The 25,781-nt window shown below is 66.9% G+C and carries 26 protein-coding genes; 14 read left to right on the top strand and 12 right to left on the bottom strand.

The genetic code is table 11. From position 1 onward, the window contains the following. Positions 1–43: 43 nt before the first annotated feature. Positions 44–2,344 carry a glycoside hydrolase family 65 protein gene (locus Q8Q71_RS07650; RefSeq protein ID WP_305758994.1) on the bottom strand — a complete coding sequence of 767 codons (2,301 nt, stop codon included), beginning with the start codon at positions 2,342–2,344 and terminating at the stop codon, positions 44–46. 14 nt (positions 2,345–2,358) lie between these two features. After that, positions 2,359–3,144, bottom strand: coding sequence for an HAD family phosphatase (locus Q8Q71_RS07655; RefSeq protein ID WP_305758995.1), 786 nt, complete (start codon positions 3,142–3,144; stop codon positions 2,359–2,361). 78 nt (positions 3,145–3,222) lie between these two features. Here Q8Q71_RS07655 and Q8Q71_RS07660 point away from each other — a divergent pair, with 78 nt between their 5' ends. From Q8Q71_RS07660 to Q8Q71_RS07700, 9 genes are all read left to right on the top strand, one after another. Next, positions 3,223–4,272 carry a type II glyceraldehyde-3-phosphate dehydrogenase gene (locus tag Q8Q71_RS07660; protein WP_154725710.1) on the top strand — a complete coding sequence of 350 codons (1,050 nt, stop codon included), beginning with the start codon at positions 3,223–3,225 and terminating at the stop codon, positions 4,270–4,272. Positions 4,273–4,394: 122 nt separating this feature from the next. Continuing rightward, on the top strand, positions 4,395–4,754 hold the full coding sequence (locus Q8Q71_RS07665; protein WP_154725711.1) for a heavy-metal-associated domain-containing protein: 360 nt from the start codon (positions 4,395–4,397) through the stop codon (positions 4,752–4,754). Positions 4,755–4,801: 47 nt separating this feature from the next. Then, on the top strand, positions 4,802–6,025 hold the full coding sequence (locus Q8Q71_RS07670; protein ID WP_221205260.1) for an MFS transporter: 1,224 nt from the start codon (positions 4,802–4,804) through the stop codon (positions 6,023–6,025). Between the two features lie 93 nt (positions 6,026–6,118). Continuing rightward, positions 6,119–6,580: a DUF305 domain-containing protein gene (locus Q8Q71_RS07675; RefSeq protein ID WP_230307565.1), complete on the top strand. Its 462-nt coding sequence runs from the start codon at positions 6,119–6,121 to the stop codon at positions 6,578–6,580. Between the two features lie 80 nt (positions 6,581–6,660). Then, positions 6,661–7,155, top strand: coding sequence for a pyridoxamine 5'-phosphate oxidase family protein (locus Q8Q71_RS07680; RefSeq protein ID WP_305758996.1), 495 nt, complete (start codon positions 6,661–6,663; stop codon positions 7,153–7,155). After that, entirely contained in the window at positions 7,152–7,601 is a 450-nt protein-coding gene (locus Q8Q71_RS07685) for a hypothetical protein (RefSeq protein WP_230307566.1), read from the top strand. The genes Q8Q71_RS07680 and Q8Q71_RS07685 overlap by 4 nt, the downstream gene beginning before the upstream one ends. Positions 7,602–7,797: 196 nt before the next feature. Further along, a complete protein-coding gene (locus Q8Q71_RS07690; RefSeq protein ID WP_305758997.1) occupies positions 7,798–10,179 on the top strand; it encodes a xylulose 5-phosphate 3-epimerase in 2,382 nt (793 codons plus the stop codon). Further along, positions 10,176–11,534: an MBL fold metallo-hydrolase RNA specificity domain-containing protein gene (locus tag Q8Q71_RS07695; RefSeq protein WP_154725713.1), complete on the top strand. Its 1,359-nt coding sequence runs from the start codon at positions 10,176–10,178 to the stop codon at positions 11,532–11,534. The genes Q8Q71_RS07690 and Q8Q71_RS07695 overlap by 4 nt, the downstream gene beginning before the upstream one ends. Beyond that, on the top strand, positions 11,531–13,057 hold the full coding sequence (locus Q8Q71_RS07700; protein WP_230307568.1) for a thymidine phosphorylase family protein: 1,527 nt from the start codon (positions 11,531–11,533) through the stop codon (positions 13,055–13,057). Before Q8Q71_RS07695 ends, Q8Q71_RS07700 begins: the two co-directional genes overlap by 4 nt. On the opposite strand, the gene Q8Q71_RS07705 is transcribed toward Q8Q71_RS07700, so the two are convergent. From Q8Q71_RS07705 to Q8Q71_RS07715, 3 genes are all read right to left on the bottom strand, one after another. Further along, complete coding sequence (locus tag Q8Q71_RS07705) at positions 13,015–13,599, bottom strand: RNA polymerase sigma factor (RefSeq protein ID WP_196066340.1); 585 nt, start codon at positions 13,597–13,599, stop codon at positions 13,015–13,017. The two genes, Q8Q71_RS07700 and Q8Q71_RS07705, sit on opposite strands and share 43 nt — an antisense overlap. Positions 13,600–13,980: 381 nt before the next feature. Beyond that, a complete protein-coding gene (locus Q8Q71_RS07710) occupies positions 13,981–14,640 on the bottom strand; it encodes an isoprenylcysteine carboxylmethyltransferase family protein (RefSeq protein ID WP_292072560.1) in 660 nt (219 codons plus the stop codon). 11 nt (positions 14,641–14,651) lie between these two features. After that, positions 14,652–14,891 carry a DUF2933 domain-containing protein gene (locus Q8Q71_RS07715; RefSeq protein WP_183197577.1) on the bottom strand — a complete coding sequence of 80 codons (240 nt, stop codon included), beginning with the start codon at positions 14,889–14,891 and terminating at the stop codon, positions 14,652–14,654. A 152-nt stretch (positions 14,892–15,043) separates the two neighbouring features. On the opposite strand from Q8Q71_RS07715, the gene Q8Q71_RS07720 reads away from it, so the two are divergent. Together Q8Q71_RS07720 and Q8Q71_RS07725 are read left to right on the top strand one after the other, a co-directional pair. Further along, positions 15,044–16,258 carry an acetate/propionate family kinase gene (locus Q8Q71_RS07720; protein WP_305758998.1) on the top strand — a complete coding sequence of 405 codons (1,215 nt, stop codon included), beginning with the start codon at positions 15,044–15,046 and terminating at the stop codon, positions 16,256–16,258. A gap of 49 nt (positions 16,259–16,307) precedes the next feature. Then, a complete protein-coding gene (locus Q8Q71_RS07725) occupies positions 16,308–17,666 on the top strand; it encodes a hypothetical protein (RefSeq protein WP_305758999.1) in 1,359 nt (452 codons plus the stop codon). On the opposite strand, the gene Q8Q71_RS07730 is transcribed toward Q8Q71_RS07725, so the two are convergent. The 4 genes from Q8Q71_RS07730 to Q8Q71_RS17235 all read right to left on the bottom strand — a co-directional run bounded on the left by Q8Q71_RS07730 (position 17,651) and on the right by Q8Q71_RS17235 (position 19,448). Continuing rightward, positions 17,651–18,157 (bottom strand): hypothetical protein, encoded by a 507-nt coding sequence (locus Q8Q71_RS07730; RefSeq protein WP_305759000.1) that lies wholly within the window; start codon positions 18,155–18,157, stop codon positions 17,651–17,653. The two genes, Q8Q71_RS07725 and Q8Q71_RS07730, sit on opposite strands and share 16 nt — an antisense overlap. A gap of 246 nt (positions 18,158–18,403) precedes the next feature. Further along, on the bottom strand, positions 18,404–18,697 hold the full coding sequence (locus tag Q8Q71_RS07735; RefSeq protein WP_292026928.1) for a hypothetical protein: 294 nt from the start codon (positions 18,695–18,697) through the stop codon (positions 18,404–18,406). A gap of 262 nt (positions 18,698–18,959) precedes the next feature. Beyond that, complete coding sequence (locus tag Q8Q71_RS07740) at positions 18,960–19,217, bottom strand: DUF5676 family membrane protein (protein WP_292100470.1); 258 nt, start codon at positions 19,215–19,217, stop codon at positions 18,960–18,962. Between the two features lie 51 nt (positions 19,218–19,268). Next, a complete protein-coding gene (locus tag Q8Q71_RS17235; protein ID WP_371315938.1) occupies positions 19,269–19,448 on the bottom strand; it encodes a DUF2933 domain-containing protein in 180 nt (59 codons plus the stop codon). Between the two features lie 339 nt (positions 19,449–19,787). Here Q8Q71_RS17235 and Q8Q71_RS07745 point away from each other — a divergent pair, with 339 nt between their 5' ends. After that, complete coding sequence (locus Q8Q71_RS07745; RefSeq protein WP_154726941.1) at positions 19,788–20,444, top strand: DUF6629 family protein; 657 nt, start codon at positions 19,788–19,790, stop codon at positions 20,442–20,444. A gap of 384 nt (positions 20,445–20,828) precedes the next feature. Here the strand turns inward: Q8Q71_RS07745 and Q8Q71_RS07750 are convergent, their stop codons facing one another. Together Q8Q71_RS07750 and Q8Q71_RS07755 are read right to left on the bottom strand one after the other, a co-directional pair. Then, complete coding sequence (locus Q8Q71_RS07750) at positions 20,829–21,935, bottom strand: glycosyltransferase family 4 protein (protein WP_305759001.1); 1,107 nt, start codon at positions 21,933–21,935, stop codon at positions 20,829–20,831. After that, positions 21,932–22,711, bottom strand: coding sequence for a 1-acyl-sn-glycerol-3-phosphate acyltransferase (locus Q8Q71_RS07755; protein ID WP_305759002.1), 780 nt, complete (start codon positions 22,709–22,711; stop codon positions 21,932–21,934). The genes Q8Q71_RS07750 and Q8Q71_RS07755 overlap by 4 nt, the downstream gene beginning before the upstream one ends. Positions 22,712–22,912: 201 nt before the next feature. Here Q8Q71_RS07755 and Q8Q71_RS07760 point away from each other — a divergent pair, with 201 nt between their 5' ends. After that, positions 22,913–24,193, top strand: a complete 1,281-nt coding sequence (locus Q8Q71_RS07760) for a cyclopropane-fatty-acyl-phospholipid synthase family protein (RefSeq protein WP_305759003.1) — start codon at positions 22,913–22,915, stop codon at positions 24,191–24,193. Positions 24,194–24,289: 96 nt separating this feature from the next. Next, entirely contained in the window at positions 24,290–24,874 is a 585-nt protein-coding gene (locus tag Q8Q71_RS07765; protein WP_154726937.1) for a general stress protein, read from the top strand. 499 nt (positions 24,875–25,373) lie between these two features. Here Q8Q71_RS07765 and Q8Q71_RS07770 read toward each other — a convergent pair whose 3' ends face one another. After that, positions 25,374–25,781, bottom strand: a complete 408-nt coding sequence (locus Q8Q71_RS07770) for a nuclease (RefSeq protein ID WP_154726936.1) — start codon at positions 25,779–25,781, stop codon at positions 25,374–25,376.

Genomic DNA, 25,781 nt, shown 5'->3' on the forward strand with positions numbered 1-25,781 from the left:
GTCCGCGCGTCCTCGCATTGATCCATATCGCCTTGGCCGATGGTTACCGCGAACGATCATCACTTTGGCGGGGTCGCTTGATGTCTGTGACAAGGGCCTGGTCGAGGCTGAGACTGTGCGGTTGTCCATAGATGGTGATGATCATCGGCTGTCCGGATTCCAGCGAGACGTCGAGTTTCTGATTGGTCTGGTCGATCCTGACCGCGAGGCTTCGGCCTCGCCACTGGAGGCCGAAGCCCAGGCTGAGCCAACTCGCCGGCAAATGGGGGGCGAGGCCGATGCCGTCGCTTCGCAGCGACAGCCCGGCGAACCCAAAGACCGTCATCAGCCACAGGCCGCCCTGCGCCGCGATATGAATACCACCGCCGATCGCCACCTTGGTGTCGGCGAGATCGATCGCCGCGGTTCTGTGGAAATAGTCCAGCGCCATCTCGACATCGCCCAGACGGGCGGCGACGAGCCCGTGCATGGCGGTGCTCAATGAGCTGCCGTGACCGCAACGGGGCTCGTAGTACCGGAAGTTGGTCGCTCCGGTTTCGCCTGCAAACTCTTCGGGCAACAGGGCCAGCAGGGCGACGACATCGGCCTGTTTGATGACCTGGGACCGCTGGGTTCGCTCGCGGCCGAGCACCACGTCCATCGGAACGGAACGGCCCGCATAAGCTGACAGGTCCACGTCTTCGAGATCGAAATAGCCCGTGAACTGCTCGAACAGGCCCGTGTCCGGATCCAGGCCGGTCGCCATCGTCTCGGCGACGCCGGTCCAGTGCCCGAGGTCGGCCTCATCCAGGTCGAGGCGCCGGCAGAGAATGGTCCATTCTGCGGGCCACCGCTCGCCCAGCATGGCCGCGACCTCGAGCGCCCGACGAATGTTCCAGCGCGCCATGACGTTGGTGAAGGCGTTGTCGTCGATGGCCTCGTGATACTCGTCGGGGCCGATGACGCCGCGGATGTGATGCAAGCCGTCCGCCTCGGGCTGGGCCCGACTGGCCCAGAAGCGTCCGGTTTCGAGAAGGATTTCCGCGCCGGCCGCGACCAGGAATTCGTCGTCGCCCGTGGCCTGCCAGTATTGCCAGACGGCATAGGCGACGTCGGCGCTGATGTGTTGCTCCTGGGCGCCGGTGAGGATGTCGATGATCTGCCGGTCCGGACCGACGGCCTGCTCAGGTGTCGCCTCCAGCCCGGTGTCGGTGGACTCCCAGGCGTAGAATGCTCCCCGCCAGCCCCTCTCGGCCGCCTTCGCTCTCGCGCCGTCCAGGGTATGGAAGCGGTACATCAGCAAGGACCGGGCTGCTTCGGGCCAGGTCAGGATATAGAAGGGCAGCAGGAAGATTTCGGTGTCCCAGAAGACATGCCCGCGATAGTCGGCGCCGGTCAGGCCCCGAGCGCCGATCGAGACACGCGGGTCGTCCGGGTTGGCGGCGCTGTTGAGGTGGTAGACCGCAAACCGAATCGCCTTCTGCGCCGCGGCGTCGCCTTCAACCTCGACGTCGCTGCACGACCAACGATTTGCCCATGCCGTTTCGTGTTGCTCCATCACGCTTCGCCAGCCTGACCGTCGGGCGTCCGAAAGTTCTTTCCGTACAATCGCGCCAGGATCCTGATCGGGACCGTCGCTTCGCGCCACCGTCACGATCCGCTCGAGACAGACGACTTGCCCCGGGCGGGCGCGCCAGGTCCACGACCATTTGAGCGGGGCGAGCGCCGTCGGCGGCAGATCCTGACCGTCGATCCGCAAGGCCACGGCTGCCGCCATGGCGAGACGTTTGCCGGAGTGATGAGTGCGCCACAGGCCGAATTCGGTCTCGAGGCGTTCGGAAATGAGGTCGTGATCGCCGCCTTCGAAAGAAGCTTCCAGTGTGATGTCAGTCGCGCCCTGATCGACCTCCAGATGCAGCAACTGCAGGCCGAGCGACCGCCGGCTCAGCGAGACGAAGCGCAGGAGACCCAGTCGGACGCTCACGGCTGTTCCTTCCACCAGGCGACATTCGGCGAGCGCCAGGCCGCGCCTCATGTCGAGCGTCAGTGGGTGTGAGGGCCCTTGTCCGAAGTGGTGGACAAGCGGTCCTCCCGCCAGGCCGATGCGGACGTCCAACCAGTCTGGAGCGAAAGCCCTTTCCGGGACCGGCCGGTCCGTGTCCGGCGTATCGAACAGCCCGGCGACATAGGAGTTCGGCGAAACGAGGCGCCGGAACGATCGATTGACGGCGTGGGAGGCCCGGGCCCCGAGAAAACCGTTGCTGACCGTGAAGCGGGTTTCGCGATCGCTCTCGCGGAGCGGATCGCAGCCATCGTCGTTCAGGACCCATGCGGCATCCGCCGTCGGCTCCAGCGCCTGTTTCATGGTCCTGGGTTCCTTCACGGTGTCCGAGCCTTGAGACGGCCCAGCGCGAGATCGACCACCGCGACGTCGTCCAGGGTTTTGACGACCAGGACCGATCCCGCCGCCCACAGTTGGTCCGCGTCGCCCAGCCGGGCGACGCCGAGCGCCGCCATGCCGCCGGCGCGGGCCGCCTGAATGCCCGCAGGCGCGTCCTCGGCCACGAAGCACTGCGCCGGCGAAACACCGAGCTCTGCGGCCGCGATCAGGAAAAGCTCCGGGTCCGGCTTGCCGCGCTTCAGATCGCGACCGGAGACATTGACGCGGAAGATGTCGAGCAGGCTCTGGCCGGTGCTGAGGATGATCGGCCGCATCATGTCGGTGGCGTTCCTGGACGATGAAGCGGCCGCCATGGGCCAGCCGAGAGCCGCGACCGCCTCGACGAAACGCAGGGCGTCCGGGAAGGCTGCGACCGCGCCGGTCTGGATCAGCGTTTCAAGCCGTGCCTGCTTTCGTTCGGCGTAAATGGCCGCGTGGCGTTCAGCCTTGCTCACGCCCAGGGCCTCAAGGGCGGAACGGGCGCCGTCGAGACGCGGCTTGCCCGCGACCTGGGACTGATACATCGCCGTCGTGAAGCGCTCGCGTTCAGCGAAGCTGCCGAGCGCGTCGCGCCACGCTCGCTCGTGAGGCGATGCGAGCAGGACCCCATCCACGTCGAAGATGCCCGCAGTCAGCATTCGCTGCGATCCGCCCACGATCCGGCTTTTGCGGTCATTCGTGTAGGGCTTCCGCTTCATCCGCCATCCGTCCAGAATGACATGCATCGGCGCGCCGAACCTTGATCCGGATCAACGCGCCGGCCGTGCATCGCCTGTTCTATGTCTCCCAAGCGAGAGTTCCTTATGATCAAACCAATACGGGTCGCCGTGAACGGATATGGCGTCATCGGCAAACGCGTCGCCGATGCGGTCAAGGCTCAGAAGGACATGACCCTGATCGGCGTGGCCGACGTCGCGACGGACTGGCGCACCCGGGTCCTTCAGACAAAGGGCGTGCCGCTCTTTGCCGCCACGCCCAAGGCATTTGACGAACTCCGGGCCGCAGGACGCCGAACGGCCGGTCAGCTGGACGATCTGTTGGGCGAGGTCGATGTCATCATTGACTGCACGCCCAAGCACGTGGCGGCGGACAACGTTCCCCTCTACCGGGCCCGGAGCCTGAAGTTCATCCTTCAGGGGGGAGAGAAGCACGCCGTGACGGGACACTCTTTCGTCGCGGAGGCCAGTTTCGAGACGGCGGTCGGCCGTCAGGCGACCCGGGTCGTGTCGTGCAACACCACCGCGACGGTGCGCACTCTGAGCGCTTTGAAGCGCGCCGGGCTGCTTCAGCGGGCCCGGGGCACCCTGCTTCGACGCGCGACCGATCCGTGGGAAAGCCACAAGGGCGGCATCATGAACACCCTCGTTCCCGAGCCCGAAATCCCCAGTCACCAGGGTCCCGACGCCCAAACCGTCGATCCGGACCTCGATGTGGTGACCATGGCGGTCAAGGTGCCTGAGACGATCGCCCACCTCCACTACTGGTCGGTCCAGATGACCCGACCGGTGGACAAGGAGGAGGTGCTCGACGCCTTCCGATCCTCGTCACGCATCCTGCTGATGAAGGACGCGTATGGTCTGGACGCCCTCAACGCCGTCAAGGAGCTGATGGCGGATCGGGGCCGATCCCGCGGCGACCTTTACGAGGTGGCGCTTTGGGCCGACATGCTCACGGTGCAGGGCGATGAACTCTTCTACGCCTATATGGTCGACAATCAGGCGATCGTCGTGCCGGAGACCATCGACGCCATAAGGGCTCTAGACGGACGCGAGACATCGGGCCGCCGGTCGATCGCCGCGACGGATTTGGCCATGGGGATCGACAACGACCTGTTCGCCGGGAACCGGGTCTGAACGTCGGAGTCGCCGCTGTCCGAGCAGGTTTGTAACGATATCCGGGTCGTCGCCGTCAGGGAGGGGGAAGATAATCGAGCGGGGTGTCCTTCGGACGTCCCGTCACCAGTCAGAAAGCAGCCATGACCACCCGCACACTCGACGTCGGCAATCTGTTTTCCGTCCTTGGAGCGCGCGGGATAGAGCGACAACTGCGCCGCATCGACGGTGTCGGCCGCGTATCGGTGAACCCGGTTTCGGGCTCCACGACGGTCGCCTATGACGCGGCCAGGACCAGCCTGTCTGATATCAGGGCCGCGATCGAGGCCTGCGGCTTTCACTGCGCCGGAGGGGCCCTGCCCAAACATGTTTGCCAGGACCACCCGGCGCCGGCCGAAGGCACCCCCGAGCCGGTCGAACCCGCGGCGGCCGAGGCGCATCGAGGGCATGCCGGGAGCGCAGCCGCCGGGGCGAAGCCGTCTCGCGGGGAGGCGGCGGCGTGAAACGCCGCGCTCAATCAAACCTCTCTCTCGCGGCGATGGCCGTGTTGATGGCGTCAGCCTTCACGGTGTCGATGGGCTTCGGAGTCGTCCTGCCCCTGCTGCCCTTCCTGATTGAACGCCTGCTTGGCGGGGGGGCTGAGGCAGGACAAATCTCCCGGGCGACAGGCTTGCTGACCGGCCTGTACATGCTGTCGCTGTTTCTCTTTGCGCCCATGTGGGGACGCCTGTCCGACAGGTATGGGCGCCGTGTCGTCCTGCTGATCGGCCTGATCGGCTTCGGCGCCACCATGCTGGTCTTCGCCTTCGTCGAGAGCCTCGTCGCCGTCTACGCGGAGCGTGTCCTGAGCGGCCTGTTCGCCGCAGCCGTCACGCCGGTGGCGCTGGCCGCCATCGGAGATCTGGCGGCGACCGAAGAGGCGCGGGCGCGCCGCCTGACCTTCGTCAGCCTGGCGGGGATTTCGGGATTTCTACTGGGACCCATGCTGGGCGTCTTCATCGCTCGCGCCGGCGCCGACATGGTCGCGACCGCCGATCCGATGGCGTCGTTGACGTTTCCGCTGGCCGCGACGGCCGTTCTGGCGTTTGCCATCGCCGGCGCCGCCGTCTTCGCCCTGCCGCGAACCCGGCGCCAGGGTCGGCTCGCCAGTCCGGATCCCACCGTATCGCCGACAAGCCGATGGCTGATCCCCAATCTCCTGATCCTCGGGTTCATCGTCGCCGCCGGAGTCGGTGTATTCGAGGTCGGGCTGGCGCTGCGCGGGAAACAGGAACTGGGCATGACCCCCACCCAGATCGCCCTGATGTTCACGGAGTGCAGCCTGGTCATGCTCGTGGTGCAGGCCCTGGTGTTTTCGCCCTGGGTCAAACCCTCGACGACCCGCTGGCTGATCGCGCCGGCGCTGGCTGTCCTGGGGATCGGGCTGTTTCTGCTGCCGCGCGCCACCGATTTCAACCTGATGCTCGCGGTGATCGGCGCGGTGGCGGCCAGCGCCGGCATTCTGGCGCCGATCCTGACCTACTGGACCTCCAGCAAGGCCGGCGAGGCTCAAGGGGCGCAACTCGGCAAGCAGACAGCCGCTGCAAGCCTGGGGGCGGCCGTCGGTTCGGCGGCGGGAGGGTTGTTGTACGATGTCGCCTGGTTGCCCGACGCGTCATTCCTCATCATGGCCGCGGTGACCGGTTTGGGCGTTGTGCTCAGCCTCGGCTTGCCCCGGATGCTCGGCCAGCGCCGGCCGGCTGACAGTTCAGGCGCACCTCGCCTGGCGAACTGAACCAACGGCGCCGGTGTTCGTTGAAATGGCAGTCGCCGCGGTCCGGTCGTCACGTCCGGTTGGCTGGTGGCTCGATCCAAAGGATCCACCGCCATGTTCACCTTCACAGAACGGCCCGTCAGGCGGACCGCCATTGCCTTGTCGACGCTTTTCTTGCTCGCCGTCGCCGGGTGCGCCGCCACCGCGTCGGACTCCGGTATGGCGATGCCGGATCGGCCGATGGCCGGCATGAGCATGCCACAGTCAGCCTCGAGCAGCGGCATGATGGGCCAGGATCATGCGATGCCGCCGGGGATGAACATGCCTCGGACCGTCTTCTCCGAGGCCGAGATGGGCATGCACCGCGCCATGATGATGGCGACCGACGTGAACACACAGCGCACGTGGGCCCGCAAGATGATCGCCCACCACCGGGGGGCCATCGCGATGTCGCAGGCTCTGCTGGGAAGTGATGCCACCGATGCTGAAGCCCGCCGCATGGCTCAGGCGGTCATTGACGCGCAGACACGGGAAATCGCGGAACTCGAATCCTGGCTTGAGCGCCATCCCGGTTGAACTCTTGAGGGCGGTGCGGCGGTGTCCCGACACCCTCTGCCTTCGCGGTCCGACGCCCCTTGCAATCTGGAGGATTTGAGTTGGACCTTGAACAGAGGGAGTTGATCCTCGCCATTCTCAGCCGGGCAGACACCCTGACCGTGGCGACGGTCCGTGAAGACGGCTGGCCGCAGGCGACGGTCGTGAGTTTCGTGAACGACGACCTCGACCTCTATTTCGGGACGACTTTTCACTCGCAGAAGCTGGAAAACATCGCCCGGGACTCCCGGGTGTCCGCGACCGTCACCCCCGAGCATGAGACGTCGAAACCCATCCAGGCGATCTCGCTCGCGGCGGTGGCGCAGCGGGTTACGGACCCCGGGGAGCTGTTGAACGTGGCTGGACTGGTTCTGAAGAAGTTTCCCCGACCGGGGCCTCCCGCGCCGGCTGGGGTGTTGGAGGGTGTGGCGGTCGTTCGCCTGCGCCCCACCATCGTCTCGCTTCTGGACTACAGCCGATCCTTTGGTCAGACGGATCTGATCGAGCTGGGTGACCGTCAAGCCTCGCCCGATCACCGGGACGAACGGCTTCCGTGACCGGGATGACGTTGCGCACGCTCGCGACGGGTGCGCTCGCCCTGGGGGGAATGATCCTCATCGGCATGGGACTCTGGTTCGTCTTCCTGCGACCGGCGCTGCTGCCTGAAGACGCCAGATACATGGGGTCCACCGTGGCGCAGATCCAGGACATCCTGCCCCGGCTGGCCCCGTGGCTCCGGCGCGTCTTCGGCGTGCTGGGGGGCTATATGCTCGCCACCGGTCTGCTGACCGTCCATGTCGCGATGACGACTTTCCGGTCCGCCCGGCCCGGGGCGACGATGGTCGCGGCCGTCTCGGGGCTGGTATCGATCGGCGGCATGGCCGTCACCAACTTCGCCATCGACTCCGATTTCAAATGGCTGCTGTTGGCCTTCACCCTGCCGTGGGTGGTGGCCCTTGCGCTGTCCCGGGCCGACGCGAGGCGCATGGACCCAGGCGCATGAGCTGTCGCGGCGCGCCGGGCGTGGGCGATGAAAACCGGGATGTCAGGACCGGGGTCGGTCACTCAGGCGGCAGGCGCCGGTCCTGGAGCCGGTGATCCTGTCGGCCGTCTATCCGCCAGATGTAAGCGTTCCGGGGGGCGGGCGTCATATCTCCGGAGCGGGCACGGCGCCCGTCTGTTCGTGGCAAGGCGCTATCGTGTCGATCACCTGGGCTGAAACGTGGAAACCCGGCTATGGGCCTCTGGTCCGGCAAGCCGACACCGTCACGCGGATCGAGGACATGGCGCAGCGTCTCGTGCGCCGAGGCGTCTGGCCGGACGAGGAGTCGGTCTACCGTCTGGTGGCCGCCGCCGATCGGCTGGCGAGCGCCGGCATGTGGCTGGTGGCGCACATGACCTATGTACGCCGGGTGGATCTGTCCGGAGCGCCCTTGCCGACGGAAGCCTTCAAGGACTTGCCGGAGGGCCATACCGGCGGCTCGCTGAACATGGTCCCGGCCTTCGTCGGCTATTTGCTGGCGAACGCCCTGTCCGGCGTCACGCGGTCCTGGATCATGGGCCAGGGGCACTGCGTGGCTGCGATCGAGGCGGTCAACGCGCTGACCGGCGATGTCTCTGCCCGGCAAAAGGGTCGGTACAGCCGCTCGGACGCCGGCCTGTCCCAGCTCGTTTCGGACTTCTACAGCTACGCCATTGGCGCCGACGGCCGGCCCGCCGCGCCGCTTGGCAGCCATGCCGGGCCGGACACGGCCGGAGCCGTCTCGGAGGGCGGCTATCTGGGCTTCGCCGAGCTCGAATATGTCCACATGCCGCTGCGCGGGGAGAGCCTCGTCGCTTTCCTGAGCGACGGCGCCTTCGAGGAGCAGCGTGGCTCCGACTGGTCCCCGCGCTGGTGGCGGGCGGAAGACTGCGGCCTGGTGACGCCCCTCATGATCCTCAACGGGCGGCGCATAGAGGAGCGCACGGAGATCGCCCAGGACGGCGGCGCGGGCTGGCTCGAACGACACCTTCGTCTGAACGGTTTCGACCCGATCGAGATCGACGGTCACGATCCAGCCGCCGTGGCGTGGGCCATTCTCGACTCCGAGGAGCGATTGAAGCGCTTCACAGCGGATCCCGACCGGGTCTATCCGGCGCCGTTGCCCTATGTGATCGCGCGGGCGGTCAAGGGGTTCGGCTTTCCCGGCGCCGGGACGAACCGCGCCCACAACCTGCCACTGGAGGGCGATCCCCGAACGGACGAGGGGGCGCGGGCGGCGTTCAACGCCGCGGCGGCGACGCTGTTCGTGCAGGGAAGCGAGCTCGACGCCGCCCTGGGGGTTCTCACGACCCATGACCTGCAGCGCCGGCCTTTGGAAAGCCGCCATCCGGCCGCGCGGCGGGCGCCGCCGCCGCCCGTGCGGCCCATTCCGGACTGGTCGGACAGGGCGAGGTCCCCGATGGAGGCGATCGACGCCTGGTTCGTGGAATTCGTCGACGCCAACCCGGGCCTGCGCGTCCGCCTCGGCAATCCCGACGAGCTTCGCAGCAATGGCATGGGGCGTACGCTCGACCGGCTTGGCCACCGGGTGAACCGACCAGAACCCGGCGTTCCCGAGGCGATCGACGGGGCGGTGATCACCGCCCTCAATGAAGAAGCGGTGGCCGGCGCCGCGCTGGGCAACAAGGGCGGGCTCAATCTCATCGTCAGCTACGAAGCGTTTGCGGTGAAGATGCTGGGTCTCCTGCGCCAGGAGGTGATTTTCGCGCGCCATCAGCGCGAGAGCGGCCAGGTCCCGGGATGGCTCGCCGTCCCGTTGCTGGCCACATCCCACACCTGGGAGAACGGCAAGAACGAACAGTCGCACCAGGATCCCACGCTCGCCGAGGCCCTGCTCGGGGAGATGTCGGACACCGCCCGGGTGCTGTTCCCGGTGGACGCCAACAGCGCCGTCGCCGCGCTCCGCGGGGTCTATGGCCGGCGCGGAGAGGTCGCGTGTCTGATCACGCCCAAACGGACGCTGCCGCAGGTGCTCGACGGGGCCGCGGCCCAGGATCTTTGGGAGCGCGGCGCGGCGCTCATCGGCGGGGACCTGGACAGGGCCGAGATCCAGATCGTTGCGGTCGGCGCCTATCAGGCGCGGGAGGCGCTGGCGGCGGCTGCGCGACTCACGCATCATGGCCGCCGCGCCTGTGTCACGGCTCTGCTCGAACCGGGACGATTCCGGGCCCCGAGGGACGAGATCGAGGCGGCGCACGTGGTCTCGGCCGAGGCGCTGGAAGCGCTCTTTCCCCAACGCCTGCCCCGTCTGATCCTCACCCACACCCGCCCGGAGCCGATGCTCGGACTGCTGCGCCGCCTCGACGGAGGGCCCGAGCGCACCCGGGCGCTCGGCTACCTCAGCCGTGGCGGGACGCTCGACACCCCCGGCATGCTGTTCGCCAACCGGTGCACCTGGGCTCACGCCGCGGTCGCCTGTGCGGACCTCCTCGGCGCCGACGCGGCCGACGTCCTGACACCCGGGGAGATGGCCGCCGTCCGCGGCGAAGCACACCCCCGCATCCTGCAAATCTCACCCCCGGAAGGATCTCCATCGTGATCAGTCTCACCAGCCTCGGCGGCGCCGGCACCGTCACCGGATCAAAACACCTGCTGGAGGCCGATGGCCGCCGCATCCTGATCGACTGCGGCCTTTTCCAGGGCCTCAAGACCCTGCGCGAACAGAACTGGGCCCCCCTCCAGGTCGAGCCCTCAAGCATCGACGCGGTGGTCCTGACCCACGCCCACCTGGACCACTCAGGCTACCTGCCGAAACTGGTGAAGGACGGTTTTCGCGGGCCCATCCTGGCCAGCGCCGCGACGCGGGATGTCGCGGAGATCATCCTGCGCGACAGCGGCCATATCCAGGAGAAGGACGCCGAACAGGCCAACCGCTACGGCTACGGCAAACACAAGCCGGCCTTGCCGCTCTATGGCGTGCACGACGCCGAACGCGCGGTGGAGCGCTTTACCCCGATCGCGTTCCACACGTCGGTCCAGCTGCCGGGCGGAGCCAGCCTGACGCTGCGGCGCGCCGGGCACATCCTCGGCGCGGCCACCGCCGAGGTGACCTGGAACGGGACGAAGATCCTGTTTTCCGGCGATCTCGGCCGCTACGGCGACGCCACCATGGTCGATCCCGAGCCGGTGGCGGAGGCCGACTATGTGGTCGTGGAATCGACCTATGGCGACCGGCTCCATGACCCCCAGGACCCCACGGAAGCCTTGGGCGAGATCATCGAACGCACCACCGCGCGCGGCGGGACCGTGGTCATTCCCACCTTCGCCGTCGGCCGGGCCCAGTCGCTGCTGTACCACATCTGGCGGCTGAAGCAGGCGGGGCGGATCGGCCTGACGCCGATCTATATGGACAGCCCCATGGCGATCAACGCCACCGACCTCCTGTGCGCGCACCTGGAGGACCACCGCATGCCGGCCGACGTGTGCGACGCCGCCTGCGGCATCGCCACCTATGTGCGCGATGTGGACGCCTCCAAGAAACTCACCGCCAGCCCCATGCCCAAGGTCATCCTTTCGGCCAGCGGCATGGCCACCGGCGGGCGGGTGCTCCACCATATCAAGGCCTTCGGCCCGGACCGGCGCAACACCATCCTGTTTTCAGGCTTCCAGGCGGCGGGAACCCGCGGGCGTTCGATGGTCGAGGGCGCCAAGGAGGTGAAGATCCACGGTCAGTGGGTTCAGGTCAAAGCGGAGGTGGCCAACCTGCCGATGCTCTCGGCCCACGCCGACTACGAGGAAATCCTGCGCTGGCTTTCCGGCCTCAAGCGACCGCCGCGCAAGACCTTCATCGTTCACGGCGAGCCCCATGCGGCGGACGCCCTACGGGTCCGGATTCAGGACCGGCTCGGATGGGACTGCGTCATCCCGCAGATGATGGAGCGGCACGAGCTGTGAGCAAAGTGGTCAAGACTGCACCCCATGCGGCGGCGCCCCTCAAGGCGCGCCGCTTCGGCCTGTACGCCCAGCACGAGTCGATCGTGCTGATGCGGCGCGACTGCCACGTCTGCCGCTCCGAAGGCCTGTCGTCCCGCTCCCAGGTGGTGCTTTCGGCCGCCGGCCGGGAGGTCTACGCCACCCTGTACCAGATGGACGGCGACGTTCTCGGCCTCGACGAGGCGGCGCTCTCCGAAGAGGCCTGGCGGCAGTTGGCGGTGGCGCCGGGCGATCCCGTCGTCGTGCGACACGCTCCGGCCATCGAATCCATGTCCAGCGTTCGCCGCCGGATCTATGGAGCGCGGCTGGATGAGGCCGCGATCCGGGGTGTCGTCAGGGACGTGGCCGCCGGGCGATACACGCCGATCCATCTCGCGGCCTTTCTGACCGCGACATCGGTGCTGCCGATGGACGACGCCGAGACGGGGGCGCTGACCCGGGCCATGGTGGACGTCGGCGACCGCCTGAGCTGGCCGTCGGATATCGTCATGGACAAACACTGCATCGGCGGACTTCCCGGCAACCGCACGACGCCGATCGTCGTCGCCATCCTCGCCGCCTGCGGCCTGGTCACGCCCAAGACCTCCTCGCGGGCCATCACTTCACCGGCCGGCACGGCCGACACCATGGAGACCCTGGCGCCGGTCGATCTCGATCTGCCCGCCATGCGCCGCGTGGTGGAAGCCGAGAACGGCTGCGTCGTCTGGGGCGGGGCTGTGAAGCTCAGCCCGGTCGACGACATCTTTATCCGCGTGGAGCGGGTCCTCGACGTCGACACCGAAGGCCAGCTGATCGCCTCGGTCCTGTCCAAGAAGATCGCGGCGGGTTCCACCCATGTGGTGCTGGACATTCCCGTAGGCGCCACCGCCAAGGTGCGGACGAGAGAGGCGGCCGCGAAGTTGGCGCAACGGCTCGTCGAGATCGCGGCCCGGTTCGACCTGAAGGCCCTCTGCGTTCAGACCGACGGGGAGCAGCCGGTCGGCGTCGGCATCGGCCCGGCGCTGGAAGCGCTTGATGTTCTGGCGGTGCTGCAGAACCGACCCGAAGCGCCGCAGGACCTGCGCCAGCGCGCCTGCCTGCTGGCGGGCGCCGCGCTCGAACTTGCCGGCGTGGCGAAAGCCGGTCGGGGCGCCGAAGCGGCCGAGGCTGTTCTCGCTGATGGTCGCGCCTGGGCGCGATTTGAGCGGATCTGCGAGGCGCAAGGGGGCATGCGCACACCGCCGGTCGCGGCCCAGCGGGCGCCCATCCAGGCGACCCGATCCGGCCGCGTCATCCTCATCAACAACCGCCAGGTCGCTACGCTGGCCAAGCTGGCTGGCGCGCCTGAACGCAAGGCCGCCGGCGTCCAGATGCAGGTGCGCCTGGGCACCGAAGTCTCAGCGGGCCAGCCATTGCTGACGGTGCACGCCGAGACGGCGGGCGAACTCGCCTATGCGCTCGACTATGCGGCGTCGCATGGCGAGATGATCGATATCGAGGCCTGACCCGCCGTATCGACGGCTTGCCTCCACCGCGCCGCGAGGGCGCAGGGCTCCGGGCAGGCGCCGCAACGCGCCTGCATGCGTTCACGCAGCGCCGCCCGGGCGCGGTGGACCCGAACACCGATGTTGTTGGTGGTCAGCTGCATCTCGACGGCGATCACCTTCAGCGGCGTCTCCTGGAGCTCGGCGCGCCGCAGGAGCTGGGCGGTCTCCGGCCCCAGGTCGTCCAGTGCTCCCGCCAGGCATTGCAAAGCCCGGTCCAGACCCTCGGGCGCATCATCTGCGGCGGGTACAGGAAACTCCGACAGCATGGCCTCATTCAGCCGTGTACGGCTCGCATTGCGCCTGTAGCGGTCGAACAGGGCGTTGCGCAGCGCGATGCCGAGCCATGCATCAATCTTGCCGGGGTTGGTCAGGTGTCTTGCACCCTGGGTGGCCTTCAGGGCGAACTCCTGCAGAACGTCTTCGGCGTCTTCCTGGGACCGGAGGCGTCGCCTGAGGAAACGCAAATGGCCGGCCCGGCCCTTTCGAAGCCGGAGTTCCACGAACTGGTGAGTGTCCTCGGGACGGGCCGACGCCGGGACAAGGCCAAGCGGAGCGCGCGCTGTCCCGGGCGCGGTCGATATGGAGGCGTAATTCAGGCTCATCTGACAAATCCCGTCCTTCAACTCGAAAGCAGGATCGGTTCCGAAATGTCGGCCGGGATTGCGATAGATCAAACGGTCAGATCAAGAATATTTGCAGCCGATATTCCGAGGGATTGTCCTTTGCGGCGCGTATTGGCTCTGTGAGCGAGGCAAGGCCGTCCGGCGAAAGCTGAAACGAATCCTGCGGTCGTGTGGTGAGCGCCCTTCGGATGCAGGCGGCGCCAATCGCCGACCTGTAATGGGCGTAGGGAGCTTTGAGATCGGGACCCGAACGGAATATCAGAGGCGGGAAGGCGCCGGGGCCGCCCGGGAGCGCAGCCGCGGAATGAAGGCCGGCGTGGCCCGCCTGTAGGTTGCGTACTCCGGGCCGAAGCGGGCTTCGGTCTCGCGTTCCTCGCTCCTTGCCAGCCGCCAGTACATGAAGACCAGGACCGGGAACATGGCCAGGGTGAGAACCGTCGGCCACTGCAACAGGAAGCCGAACATCACCAGGACGAAGCCGACGTATTGCGGATGGCGGATGGACCGATAGGGTCCGCTGGCGGCCAATGCGCCTTCCTGCTGAGCGCGATAGAGCACCGGCCAGGCCGCGGAGATGAGCCAGAAGCCGCCGCCGATGAAGGCGAAGCTGAGGATGTGGAAGGGTCCGAAATGGGGGTTCGCCCTCCAGCCGAACATCGTCTCCAGGAGGTGGCCGGCGTCGTGCGACCACCAATCGACGCCGGGGAAGCGCGTTTGCAGCCAGCCGGACAGGAAATAGAGGGTGAGCGGAAAGCCGTACATCTCGGTGAAGAGCGCCACCAGGAAGGCGCTGAAGGCGCCGAACGAGCGCCAGTCCCGGCCCGTCCTCGGCTTGAAGAAGGTGAAGGCGAAAAAGATGAAGAGGACCGAGTTCAGGATGACGAGGGACCAGAGGCCGTAGGCTTGCGGTTCGGGCATGGGAACCTCGCTCAGGATTGGTGCGGACGGGAGGAATCGGCGGCCGAAGGGCCCGGCGGTCCCTGACGATGCCCGCGCCCATGACCGCCGTGCATGGTCATGTGCAGCAGCGGGCAGAGCAGGATCAGGAGGAACGGCAGCCAGCCGAGGAGATGAACACGATGCTCCCCGATGAGCAGATAGGCCAACCCTGCGCCGAAGGCTGCGAAGGTGAGGAGATTCAGGATGCGTCCTGGTCGGTTCGAAGCCATGGGGCTGAATCCTTTCGGGAGAGACTGAACATCGCTGCCTGTCAGACGCCGCCGGCGGCAAAGTATTACGCCGCGCCCGGATCGAGGGTGAGGGCGGCGAGGCGGCCGGCGCGGTCGGGTCTGTAACGGGCGAGGATTGGCTGCGTCAGGACGTGAACAGCACGCCCGGCGTGCGCCAGCCCGAGGTCAACGCCAGGATGCCGCCTGTCCTCGCCCTCAACGTCGGCTCCTCCACGGTCAAGTTCGGCGTGTTCGAAGCCGCCCGGGGACACCTTGCACCGGTGTTGCGGGGCCGGATCGAATCTAACGGCGCGGGTCGACGGCTCGTGAGCCAGGACGCCGCCGGCGGCGTCCTGTCCGAAACGCCCTGGGTCGCCGGGGGCGACGACGCGACGTCAGATCTGTTGCGTTGGGTGGAGGCGCGACTGGCCGGGCCCGTGGCCGCGGTCGGACATCGCGTGGTCCACGGCGGCCCCGACTTCAGCCAGGCGGTCGCCGCCTCCGAACCGGTTCTCGAGAGCCTTGAGGCCCTTGCCCCGCTTGCGCCCCTGCACCAGCAGCAAGGACTTGCGGGGGTCCGGGCGCTCCGCAAGGCGTGTCCCGATCTGCCTCAGGTCCTGACGTTCGATACCGCCTTCCATGGCGGTCACGAACCGGTGGCGGATCGGCTGGGTCTGCCCCGGCTCTGGGAAGCCAGAGGGCTTCGCCGCTACGGCTTCCACGGCCTGTCCTACGAGTCTGTGGCCGGACAGCTTGCGATGCTCGATCCGTCGATGGCTGAGGGACGCGTGGTTGCGGCCCATCTGGGTTCGGGCGCGAGCCTTTGCGCGCTGAGGAACGGCCGGAGCATCGACACCACCATGGGCGCCACGCCGCTCGACGGCCTGGTCATGGGCACGCGCTGTGGGAGCCTGGACCCTGGGGTGGTGCTCTATCTGCAGCAAGCCGGGGGCCTCGACGCCGCCGGATTGGTCGATCTGCTCTATCGGCGCTCCGGCCTGCTGGGCGTCTCGGGTCTCAGTGGCGACATGCGGGTTTTGCTGGAAAGCGACAGCCCGGCCGCGCGGGAGGCGGTCGATCTGTTCGTCTATCGGGCGGCGCGCGAGGTCGCGGCCCTGGCGGGGAGCCTGGAGGGTCTCGACGGTCTGGTCTTCACCGCGGGCATCGGCGAGAATTCGCCGCGGATCCGCGCGGAGACCTGCGCACGGCTCGCCTGGTTGGGGGTCGAACTCGACCCGGCCGCCAATCGTCGCGGTTCTGGACGCCTGAGCCCGGTCGGCGCTCCCGTCACCGTCCGGATGATCCGCACAGATGAAGAACGCGTGATCGCCCGCCACACGTCGCGGCTGCTCGGCCTTGACCGGTGACCCGGCGCGGTTCACGCCGGTTCGCCACCACAAGGAGGCCCGTTCATTGATGTCCGACCTGTCGCCCTCGGCCGGCTCCGTACGCGCAGACCAGCTAAACGGCGGCTGCTTCTGCGTGGGGGTGGATCAGACGGCCCTCGCGGCCGCGCTTGATCGTGAGACGGGGATCCCCGGATTTGCCGCGGACCTGGCGGAAACCCACCCCTGGCTGTTCGCGCGGTCCCCCGTCTTCCTGCCCGCGGAGACGCTCGACCGGATGATGGCCGTGGTCGCGGCCGCGGAAACGGCGGTAATGCTACCCGGCTATCGCGAAGCGGCGGCTGCATGGACGCCCCCGCTCGCACGTCGGGATCCCGGTCCTCATGGTGTCTTCATGGGGTATGACTTCCACGTCACGCCGTCCGGCCCCAAGCTCATCGAGATCAACACCAACGCCGGAGGCGCCTTCCTGAACGCGGTTCTCGCCCGCTCGCAGCAGATCTGTTGCGCCGGCGTCGTCGCCGGTGTCGAAACGCCCGGACCCGCTGCGTTCCAGCAGCAGGTCGGCGAGATGTTCCGTAAAGAGTGGCGACTGCAAAACGGGAAAGGGACGCCCGCAACGGTGGCCATCCTCGATGATGATCCGCAGGCGCAGCCGCTGTACCCGGAGTTCAGGCTCGCCCAGGCTCAGCTTCGGGCGGCCGGCCTTGAAGCCCTGGTCGCGGACCCTCGCGATCTGACGATCGTAGGTGATGCGCTGATGCTCGGCGGCGTCCGGGTGGACATCGTCTACAATCGCCTCGTCGATTTTCTGCTGGAGCAGCCGACCCATGCGGTCCTGAGGCAGGCCTATGAGCGAGGCCTGGTGGTGGTCACGCCCAACCCGCACATCTATAGCCGCCTCGCGGACAAGCAGAACCTCACCCTGCTGTCCGACCCCGACAGCCTGCGCAGCTGGGGACTGGCGGCGGAGCCGGCCGCGGTTCTTGCGGCGGCCGTTCCCCGCACCATCCTCGTACGGCCGGAAAACGCCGCCGAGCTTTGGGCGGACCGGCGCAACTGGTTCTTCAAGCCGGCCCGGGGCCACGCCAGCAAGGCGGCCTACCGCGGCGACAAACTCACCCGGCGGGTCTGGGAAGAGATCAGGAACGCCACCTACGTCGCCCAGACCTACGCCGCTCCGGGGGAACGACGCATCCCGCCCGCCGCCGAGCCGGTCAGTCTGAAGGTCGATGTGCGCCTCTACACCTACGGGGGGAGGATGCTGCTCGCGGCCGCCCGGCTCTACCAGGGGCAGACCACCAACATGCGCACGCCCGGCGGGGGTTTCGCGCCGGTCCTCGTTCTGCCGGCAGCCGTGGCCAACATTGATGAGTGCCCCGGCGCCGTCAAACCGTCACCCGGCGCGGCCTGTCACGACCGTTCATAGGCGAAGACGGCCCTGACCGGATCATCACGCCGACCAGGGCGCGCCACGTGAAAGGTCAGCAGGTAGCGCCCGGGTCGCCGAAGCGAGACATAGCCGCCGTAGGTGGCTAAACCGTCCAGGGGCATGAGTTCCAGCGGCCCGGCTCCGGGCCCGGGGTTATGTGGCCCGCTGATGCTCAGGGACACCTCGGCGTCATCGATGCGCCGGTTTGTTGCGGCGTCGAACACAGCGAGCGTGACGTGATCGGTCCCCGAAGGCGGCCCCTCGTGCATCCGGGCCTCGGGGTGGGACCGGGGGTGGGCGGCCACGGTGGCGCTATCGACCACGCCATACTCAAGTCGCAGCCCGTCAACGGTCTGCGATTGACCGTCAAAGGTCTGCGACTGGCCGTCCACGGTCTGCGAGGGGTCATGGGAGGGCTCAGCCTGGCAGGACGCCAGCGACAGCGCCCCAAAGACGCCCAGCAGGAGCGGGCGCGCCCTGTGGCGCAAGGAATGGACGACAGACATCTTCCGGCCTTTTCGCGGTGATCGGAACTGAACGTTCATCGATGAATGACGCGCGCCCGCGCCCCGACATTACAAGACTTCCGTCCCCACACGGCCGGACGACCGCTTCGAACCGGATTGCGGCTTCTGCTGGCCCGAATGGATCACTGCCCAGTCCACCACCCGTTGATCATCGGGTTCGGCGGCGTGCTCCAGCCCGCTTGTTTCACTAAGGCGCGTCAACCGGCGTTATTCGCCGAGCACCCGTCCCGCCAGATTGTAGCAGTGGGCTATCAGCACGCCGAAAATTCCGCCCACGATGAAGGCGCACAGGCTGCCGATCCCCAGCGCCGCGACAGAACCCATGGATTGGTCCGTGAGTTGCGTTGTGAACAGGCCGATGAAGGCGTCGGCGCCGGGCAGGCCCAGGGCGGCCCATATCCACCCGAGAACAAACAGCCAGAGCGTCGCGAATGCGCCCGTGCTCGCGACGCGAAGGACATGCAGGCGGGTGCGTCGCGGAAGGACTTTGGCTTCAGTCATGGCGATCCTCCTTGAGGTTGGTCGGGTCGTCGACAATCGTCGGCCCGTGCTGGCCATGACGCGCGGCGAGCCTGGAGTTTACGGGGCCGCCACCCGGCATCGACGAGGGTGAGGGTGAACGGTCGTGACACGGGCGCCATGACGACGCCAGTCAGTGGTTTTCCACTCGTGCTTCTCTTATCGGGTCTGCAACGGGCCCGTGACCCGCGCGGTAAGCGTCCCCCGATCCTGGGAGTCCCGAAAGCCCCATGGCCCTCCGTATCTAACCCCGACCCCAGCGCCGGTTCAGCCAGTTGTAGACGGGGCAAAAAACCAATCCGGCGTAGGCCCCGTAGAGAAAGCTCTCGGCAAGGCCCAACAGGAATCCGGGCCATGTCAGCCACTGGAAGGCGGGCAACAGCTGCTCCAGCAGAGCCTGCGCATGCAAATTCTCGGGCGCGATCAAACCGTAGACCACGCACAGGAGGAACGTCACGGACGCCCATATGCCGAGGGCCCAGCTCACAATTCTAGTGTCCATCATGCGGCGTTTCCTTCGATGCTTCTGCAACCTGGCCGGGCCCGATCCCGCTCAGTGGACATGGGGCGGTTTTCGGTCGTCCTCTCGCGAAACGCCGCCATCGCTGTCCTCCTCGGCTCGGCGCGACCCATGACCGCCGTGCCCGCCGTGCCCGCCGTGCCCCACAAGGTGCAGCCCTACGAAGGCCGCCCCGAACAGGAGCCAGGGCCAGTTGTCCACCACCCAATTCATCGGTCTTTCCTGGATCTTTCGGTGGAGCGTTCGGTCCGAGCTCCGGCATGGCCGAAGTCTTGTCAGGATCGCTCCGATGAACCCTATGACGCGGCCGATCCAGGCTCCTTACAGAACAGGGGCGGATCACGCCGGGAGCGCTTCGGGCGCCGTCGCTTTTGGAAGCCCCGGGGCCAGATCCGTATCGCACGGACAGATCGCGTCTCCGGGTGTCCGACCGGACGCGTGTCGTTTGAGATGGATCACCGCCGGTTTTTTGGCTCGAGACTTTATTGGCCAGCGGGATATAGTCCCGCCAACCCGTCCCCGAGACTGTCGAGCGTTTGGGATTGAACACGCATGTGTTTTTCAGCCACGGCCAGTTTCTCAGCCGGAGCGGCGCTGCTGATTGTCGGCGCCGTCACGGTCCGCCGTGCGCGGCGGCGCGCCGAGCTGCCCTTTTCCCTGATTCCGGTACTGTTTGGCATTCAACAGCTGATCGAGGGAGCCATCTGGCTGACGTTTCCCGACAAGGCGCCCGTGTTGAATTCAGTTCTGACCGTGGTCTATTCCGTTTTCTCGCACGTGCTTTGGCCGGTCTATGTTCCGATCGCGGTTCTGCTGCTTGAGCCCATACCGTGGCGTCGCCGGGTGTTGCTCGCCATTGCGTTCGTCGGGGCCGCGGTAGGCCTCTACCTGCTGTATTTCATCGTCAGCCTGCCGATCGTTTCGCAGGTGCAGGGCGGGCACATCGCCTATGTGTCCCCACACTTCTATGCCGCCGTTGTAATGCTGCTATATGTCCTCGGCACCTGCGTCAGCATGCTCTTTTCGAGCCACTCCAAGGTCAGGCTCTTTGGTCTAGCGGCCTTCGTGGCCTTCGTCGGGGCCTATGTTTTTTACGCCGTATGGTTGATCTCCGTGTGGTGCTTTTTCGCGGCAGTGCTCAGTGTCATCGTGTTGCTGCACTTCCCTCGGCGACCTCCGACCTCACAGCTTCGCTCGCCCGCTGTTTGACAGGGCGTTGCGGATGCGGGCGCGAAAGGCGTTCAGTCGCTCACAACGCCTGACTCCCGAAACTCTGCGGCCCGGGGCTGAAGCCAAAGCCCGATTCATTGAGAGGTAAGGAAGGGGTTCGCGCCGCGCTCCGGCGTCCGCATCCTGCGAACCGTCCTCTGCCTAGAACTGATCCAGTGCCGGATCCCGTGACAAACTCGCCCCTGACCTGCCCCGCGCCGGTGTCACACTCGCGACGGTCATGCCGCCAACGCTGTGATGGCGCCGGGGCGTGGAAGGGGCCGGCGACCACCTGAGGTCAGCACAACCGCATGATCCGGCGCGCCGGTCATGACTTCTGGCCGGAGCGCCGGACCGGGCAAGAGCGATACTGGCCGGCTTATCTCAGGCCAAGACTGCGAAGCTCAACGGCTCATGCCGGCGCGCCGAACAGCCGTCGATCGCTTGTTCGGCAAAAGGCCGTTGCGCCGACAGGTCGCCATAGACGTCCAGATAGCGCCTCGCCATGGCCGTGGCCGAGAACCGCAGGTCGAACCGGGCGCGGATCACCGCGCGGTCCAGCAGATGCGCCCGGCCGGCAGCCGCGACGGCCTCATCAAGCGTGTCGACCAGAAAGCCGGTCTCGCCGTCCTGGATCACCTCGGAAGTCGAACCGCAGCGGAACGCGACGACCGGCGTGCCGCAGGCCATGGCTTCGATCATCACCAGGCCGAAGGGTTCGGGCCAGTCGATGGGGAACAGCAGGGCCTCGGCCCCGCCAAGGAAGGCCGACTTCTGGTGGTCGCCGATCTCGCCGATGAACTCGATCAGCGGACTGGCGTCGACCATCGGCTTGATGACGGTCTCCCAATAGACCTTGTCCGCCGCATCGACCTTGGCCGCGATCTTGAGCGGTTTGTTCAGGGCTGCAGCGATCTGAATGGCCCGGTCGGGGCGCTTCTCCGGTGAGATGCGGCCGAGGAAGGCCAGATAGCCCGACGACTTCGGCGCGAAAGCGTAGAGGTCGGATGGTATGCCGTGATGCACGGTCGCCTTCCAGTTGGCGAAGGGCAGGGGGCGTCGCTGGTCGTCCGAGATCGAGACGAGGCCGAACTGCGGCCAGCGCTCGTAGACGCCGCCGATATCCTTCATGTCCAGGCGCCCGTGCAGGGTGGTGAGGGCCCGATCGGCGTACCGCTCGAACATCGGGAAGTGGATCATGTCGGTGTGGAAGTGGATGACGTCGAAGTCGTCGGCGCGCTTCAGCACCTCCGACAGCATGGTCATGTGTGCGGCCAGGTCCGACTTGAACGGCGCCGGATCCAGCCGGATCGCCTGATCGCGTACGGGGATGAGCCGCGCGCGCGTCTCGGCGTCGGCCGAGGCGAACAGGGTGACGTCGTGGCCCAGATCGACCAGAGCGTCGGTCAGGTGGGCGACGACCCGCTCGGTGCCGCCGTACAGCTTCGGCGGCACGGCCTCATACAGCGGCGTGACCTGGGCGATCTTCATGGACGGAGCTCCGGCATTTGAGGAGAAGCGAGCCAACCCGCCGACAAACCGGGCATGGCCATTCGCCGCTTCTCGATCGCACCGACCTCGGCTTGCATGGCGGCTTGCGCCGTCCGGGTGAAATCCTTTGCGCTGAGGCCGGGGTTGATCGGCTCCAGGAGCGACACGGTGATGACCCCTGACCGTTCGGGAAGGCCGCCGAGACCCCAGAAGCGCCCCGAATCCAGGACAACGGGGAGGGTTGGGACGCCGAGCGCCTTGTAGAGAAACTCCACACCACGCCGGAATTCGATCGGTTCGCCGACCGCCTTGCGGGTGCCTTCCGGAAAGATCAGCACGGGGCGTCCGAGCGCCAGGGCCGCCCGACTTTGCAATGTCATCTCCCGGAGGGCGGCGGCCGCCGATGCCCGATCGATCAGGATCATGGGCGAGTGCCTCAGGTACCAGCCCATCACCGGGATACGCAGGAGTTCCCGCTTGGCCACAATCGCAACATCAGGAAACAGGATCAGGGCCGCCAGGGTTTCCCAGGTCGATTGATGGTTGGAGACAATCAGGCCCGGCACAGGATGAACGTGCTCCCGGCCCCGCTCCCGATGCCGCAATCCGACGACGCCAGCCAGCAGGGCCAGAACGCCGCGGGCCCAGACCCGCGACAGCATTCGCACCGCCGTCGGCGGGGACCCGGCGATCGATACGAGCGGGATCGCCAGACCAAAAAGCGCGGTCCAGAGTCCCCACAGGCCGCCAAACGCGAGTGAACGCAGCGCAGACACGAGACCCTCCGTTCACGCGACGACTGGGAGGAACGCTCCAATCACTACAAGGGACGCCGCGGCGGTCCTTCCATTACATGTCGGGGGTGACACGCCCGTGCCGTGCCCCTGAGCGCAAAATAGCAAGGCATGGGCTTCAACGTTGGGTTTGGTTCGCAAACCGCGTTGCCTGTAATGTCCCCCAGACTCCGGCGTCTCACCGTGCGCCCCCTCTCCACCACGGTGAGCCTGATGATCAAGGAAGCCCTCCGGTCCATTCTGCCCGACCGCACCGCCTTCCAACTTCTCGCCACGGCGCTCGGTCGCGCCGTACGGCAGGGCTCGCTCGTGGTTGTCGATCCCTGGGGACAGCGGCATGTCTTCGGCCCGGCCGACACGCCAACGGCGAGCATCCGGCTCACGGATCCCCGAATCCCGGGACGCGTCCTGGCCGATCCCATGCTGGGCGTGGGTGAAGCCTATATGGACGGCACGCTTGTCCTGGAACAGGGTTCCCTGCGCGACTTCCTGATGATGGGTGTTTCTATCGCCAGCGATTTCGCCAAATCGTCTCTCGCGGCGCGTGGATCCGCCAAGCCGTCCCAGAAGCCCCAACGGCCCAACCCGGTCGACCGGGCTCGGGCCAATGTCGCCCACCACTATGACCTCTCCGAGGAACTCTATCGCCTCTTCCTCGACCCCGACCTGCAGTACTCCTGCGCCTATTTCCAGGATGGCGACGAAAGTCTTGAACTGGCCCAGGCCAAGAAGAAGCGTCACATCGCCGCGAAGCTGCGTCTGGAGACCGGCGCCCGCGTGCTCGATATAGGAAGTGGTTGGGGTGGCCTGGCGCTTGAGTTGGCGAGCCGGCACGGCGTCGAAGTCGATGGTCTGACGCTCTCACAGGAACAGTTCAAGGTCGCCACCGCCCGTGTGGCGGACGGCGGCCTGGAGCCGCACGTGCGGTTTCACCTTCGCGACTACCGTCATGAGACCGGGGTCTACGACAGGATCGTGTCGGTCGGGATGTTCGAACATGTCGGCCCGACGCACTATGGCGAGTTCTTCGATATCGTACATCGATTGCTGGCGCCGGACGGGCTCGCCGTCATCCACGCGATCGGCAGAACGGGTCCGCCGTCGGGTTGTGACCCGTGGATCGAAAAATATATCTTTCCCGGCGGTTACTGCCCGGCATTGTCGGAAGTGTTCACCGCGATCGAACCTAGCGGGCTCCGCGTGACTGATGTGGAACTCCTGCCGCTCCACTACGCCGAGACCCTTCGGTGCTGGTCCGAGCGGTTTCGGGCTCATCGGGCCCGCGCGGCCGAGATTTACGACGAGCGCTTCTGTCGGATGTGGGAGTTTTACCTTGCAGCCTGCGAGGCGGCGTTCAGGGGCGGCAATATGACGGTGTTCCAGATTCAGCTCACGCGAAGCATCAAGGCTTCCCCGCCCACGCGTGACTACATGATCGACGAGGAGCGCCGGTTGCTTGTCTAAGCTGACTGGCCGGGATCATGTAATGCCGCCGGACCGTGCGCGTCTTGTCCCGGTCAGGACCAAGAGGGTCGGACAGCAAGATCAAAGGGCGGAGCCATGAGCGAAGAAAATGTTGCTGTCGCGGTGTTTGACAACCATGCCGAAGCCGAGGAAGCGGTCCGTGAAATCGGCCGCTCGGACTTTCCAGTTCGGCAGCTCACCATCATCGGTAAAGGCTATCACAGCGACGAGAAGGTGATCGGCTTCTACAACGTCGGCGATCGAATCAAGCTCTGGGGCGCGAACGGCGCTTTCTGGGGCGGCCTATGGGGCCTCTTCGTGGGCGGCGTTTTCATGACAGTGCCGCTGATCGGTCCCGTGGTCGTGCTGGGGCATCTCGCCGCCATGCTTCTGGGCGCCGTCGAGGGCGCGCTCCTGGTCGGCGGCGTAAGCGCTCTCGCAGGCGCCTTGGCTGGCATCGGCATCCCGAAGGACTCGGTCATCCGCTACCAGGAAGCAGTCAAGGCGGACAAATTCCTGGTCCTGGCCCACGGCGCGCCGGAAGAGGTCAAGCGCGTTCAGGTGTTGCTGAAGTCAGCCGCGCCCAGCGACTTGCAGGTTCATCATGGCACCTGCGCCGGCCATGAAGGTCACGCGGCCCAACAGCGGCACCATCACGCGCCGGCCGAGGCGAAGGCCTGAGCTGAGAACGGCGATCCGGCGCGCCAGACCGGCTCCGTCCGCAGCTTGAGATCCGGGACGGAGCCGGATTGGCGCAATTCGCCGGCGACCGCCGTCATGCGCCGAGTGAAGGGCCTCTGATCGCCCGGCCGCTTGAAGCGCCGACGGCCCGCGCCGTCGCCCCGCTGGCATCTCGACGACTTGGTCGGCGGGAAGGTGAACAGACGCATGCACCCTGTAGCGGGCCGTGGCCAAGGCGAGCTCCTCGACCTCCTTGTCCAGCACCGGCGCCGCACAGAGGCCGCATCGAAGCAGAGCCCGGCCTCTGCACAATCGGCCAATTGAGCCGGAGATGTTCACGACTGACGGCTTGGCGTGATCTGGCGCAGCCCACGCAGCAGCCCAGCCTTTCCTGACCACCCACGCGGTGAGGCGGGAGCTGCTCCACGCCGCGCCACCCGGGTTCGACAGGTTGTCTATCCGCGGAACGGTCCCCTCCGGGCGACCGGAGACCGGGGCCTTAGTTTCCACCCTCCCGGCCCCCGGCGGCGCGGAGGAGGTCGCCGACCCGACGTCCGTTCAGCCTGCAGGAGGCGATCACGCGGTCGTGGACGATGACCCGGCCGTTCCGGCCCCGAACCGCGACGCAATCGAGCCGGCGGCGGGCGACGAGGCGAGCCAGGCGGTCACGGTCCGCGCGGCCGGTGGCGCTGTGCAGTTCGGGGGCGTCGAAGTCCGAAAGGCGCACCTCGATCCAGGCGGCCGGGTCGACGGCGTCACCCACGCACAGACTGTCGCCGTCGCCGACGTAGCGCACGATCCCCTCAAAGGCTTCCCCGGCGCGAGCGGGCAGCCGGCCCTCGCACGGATCGGCCCGGGCGACGGCCGGCGCCAGCAGGAGTCCGGCGGTGATCAGAAGCCATTTCAT

The sequence above is a fragment of the Brevundimonas sp. genome, from assembly GCF_030704825.1.
GTDB lineage: Bacteria > Pseudomonadota > Alphaproteobacteria > Caulobacterales > Caulobacteraceae > Brevundimonas.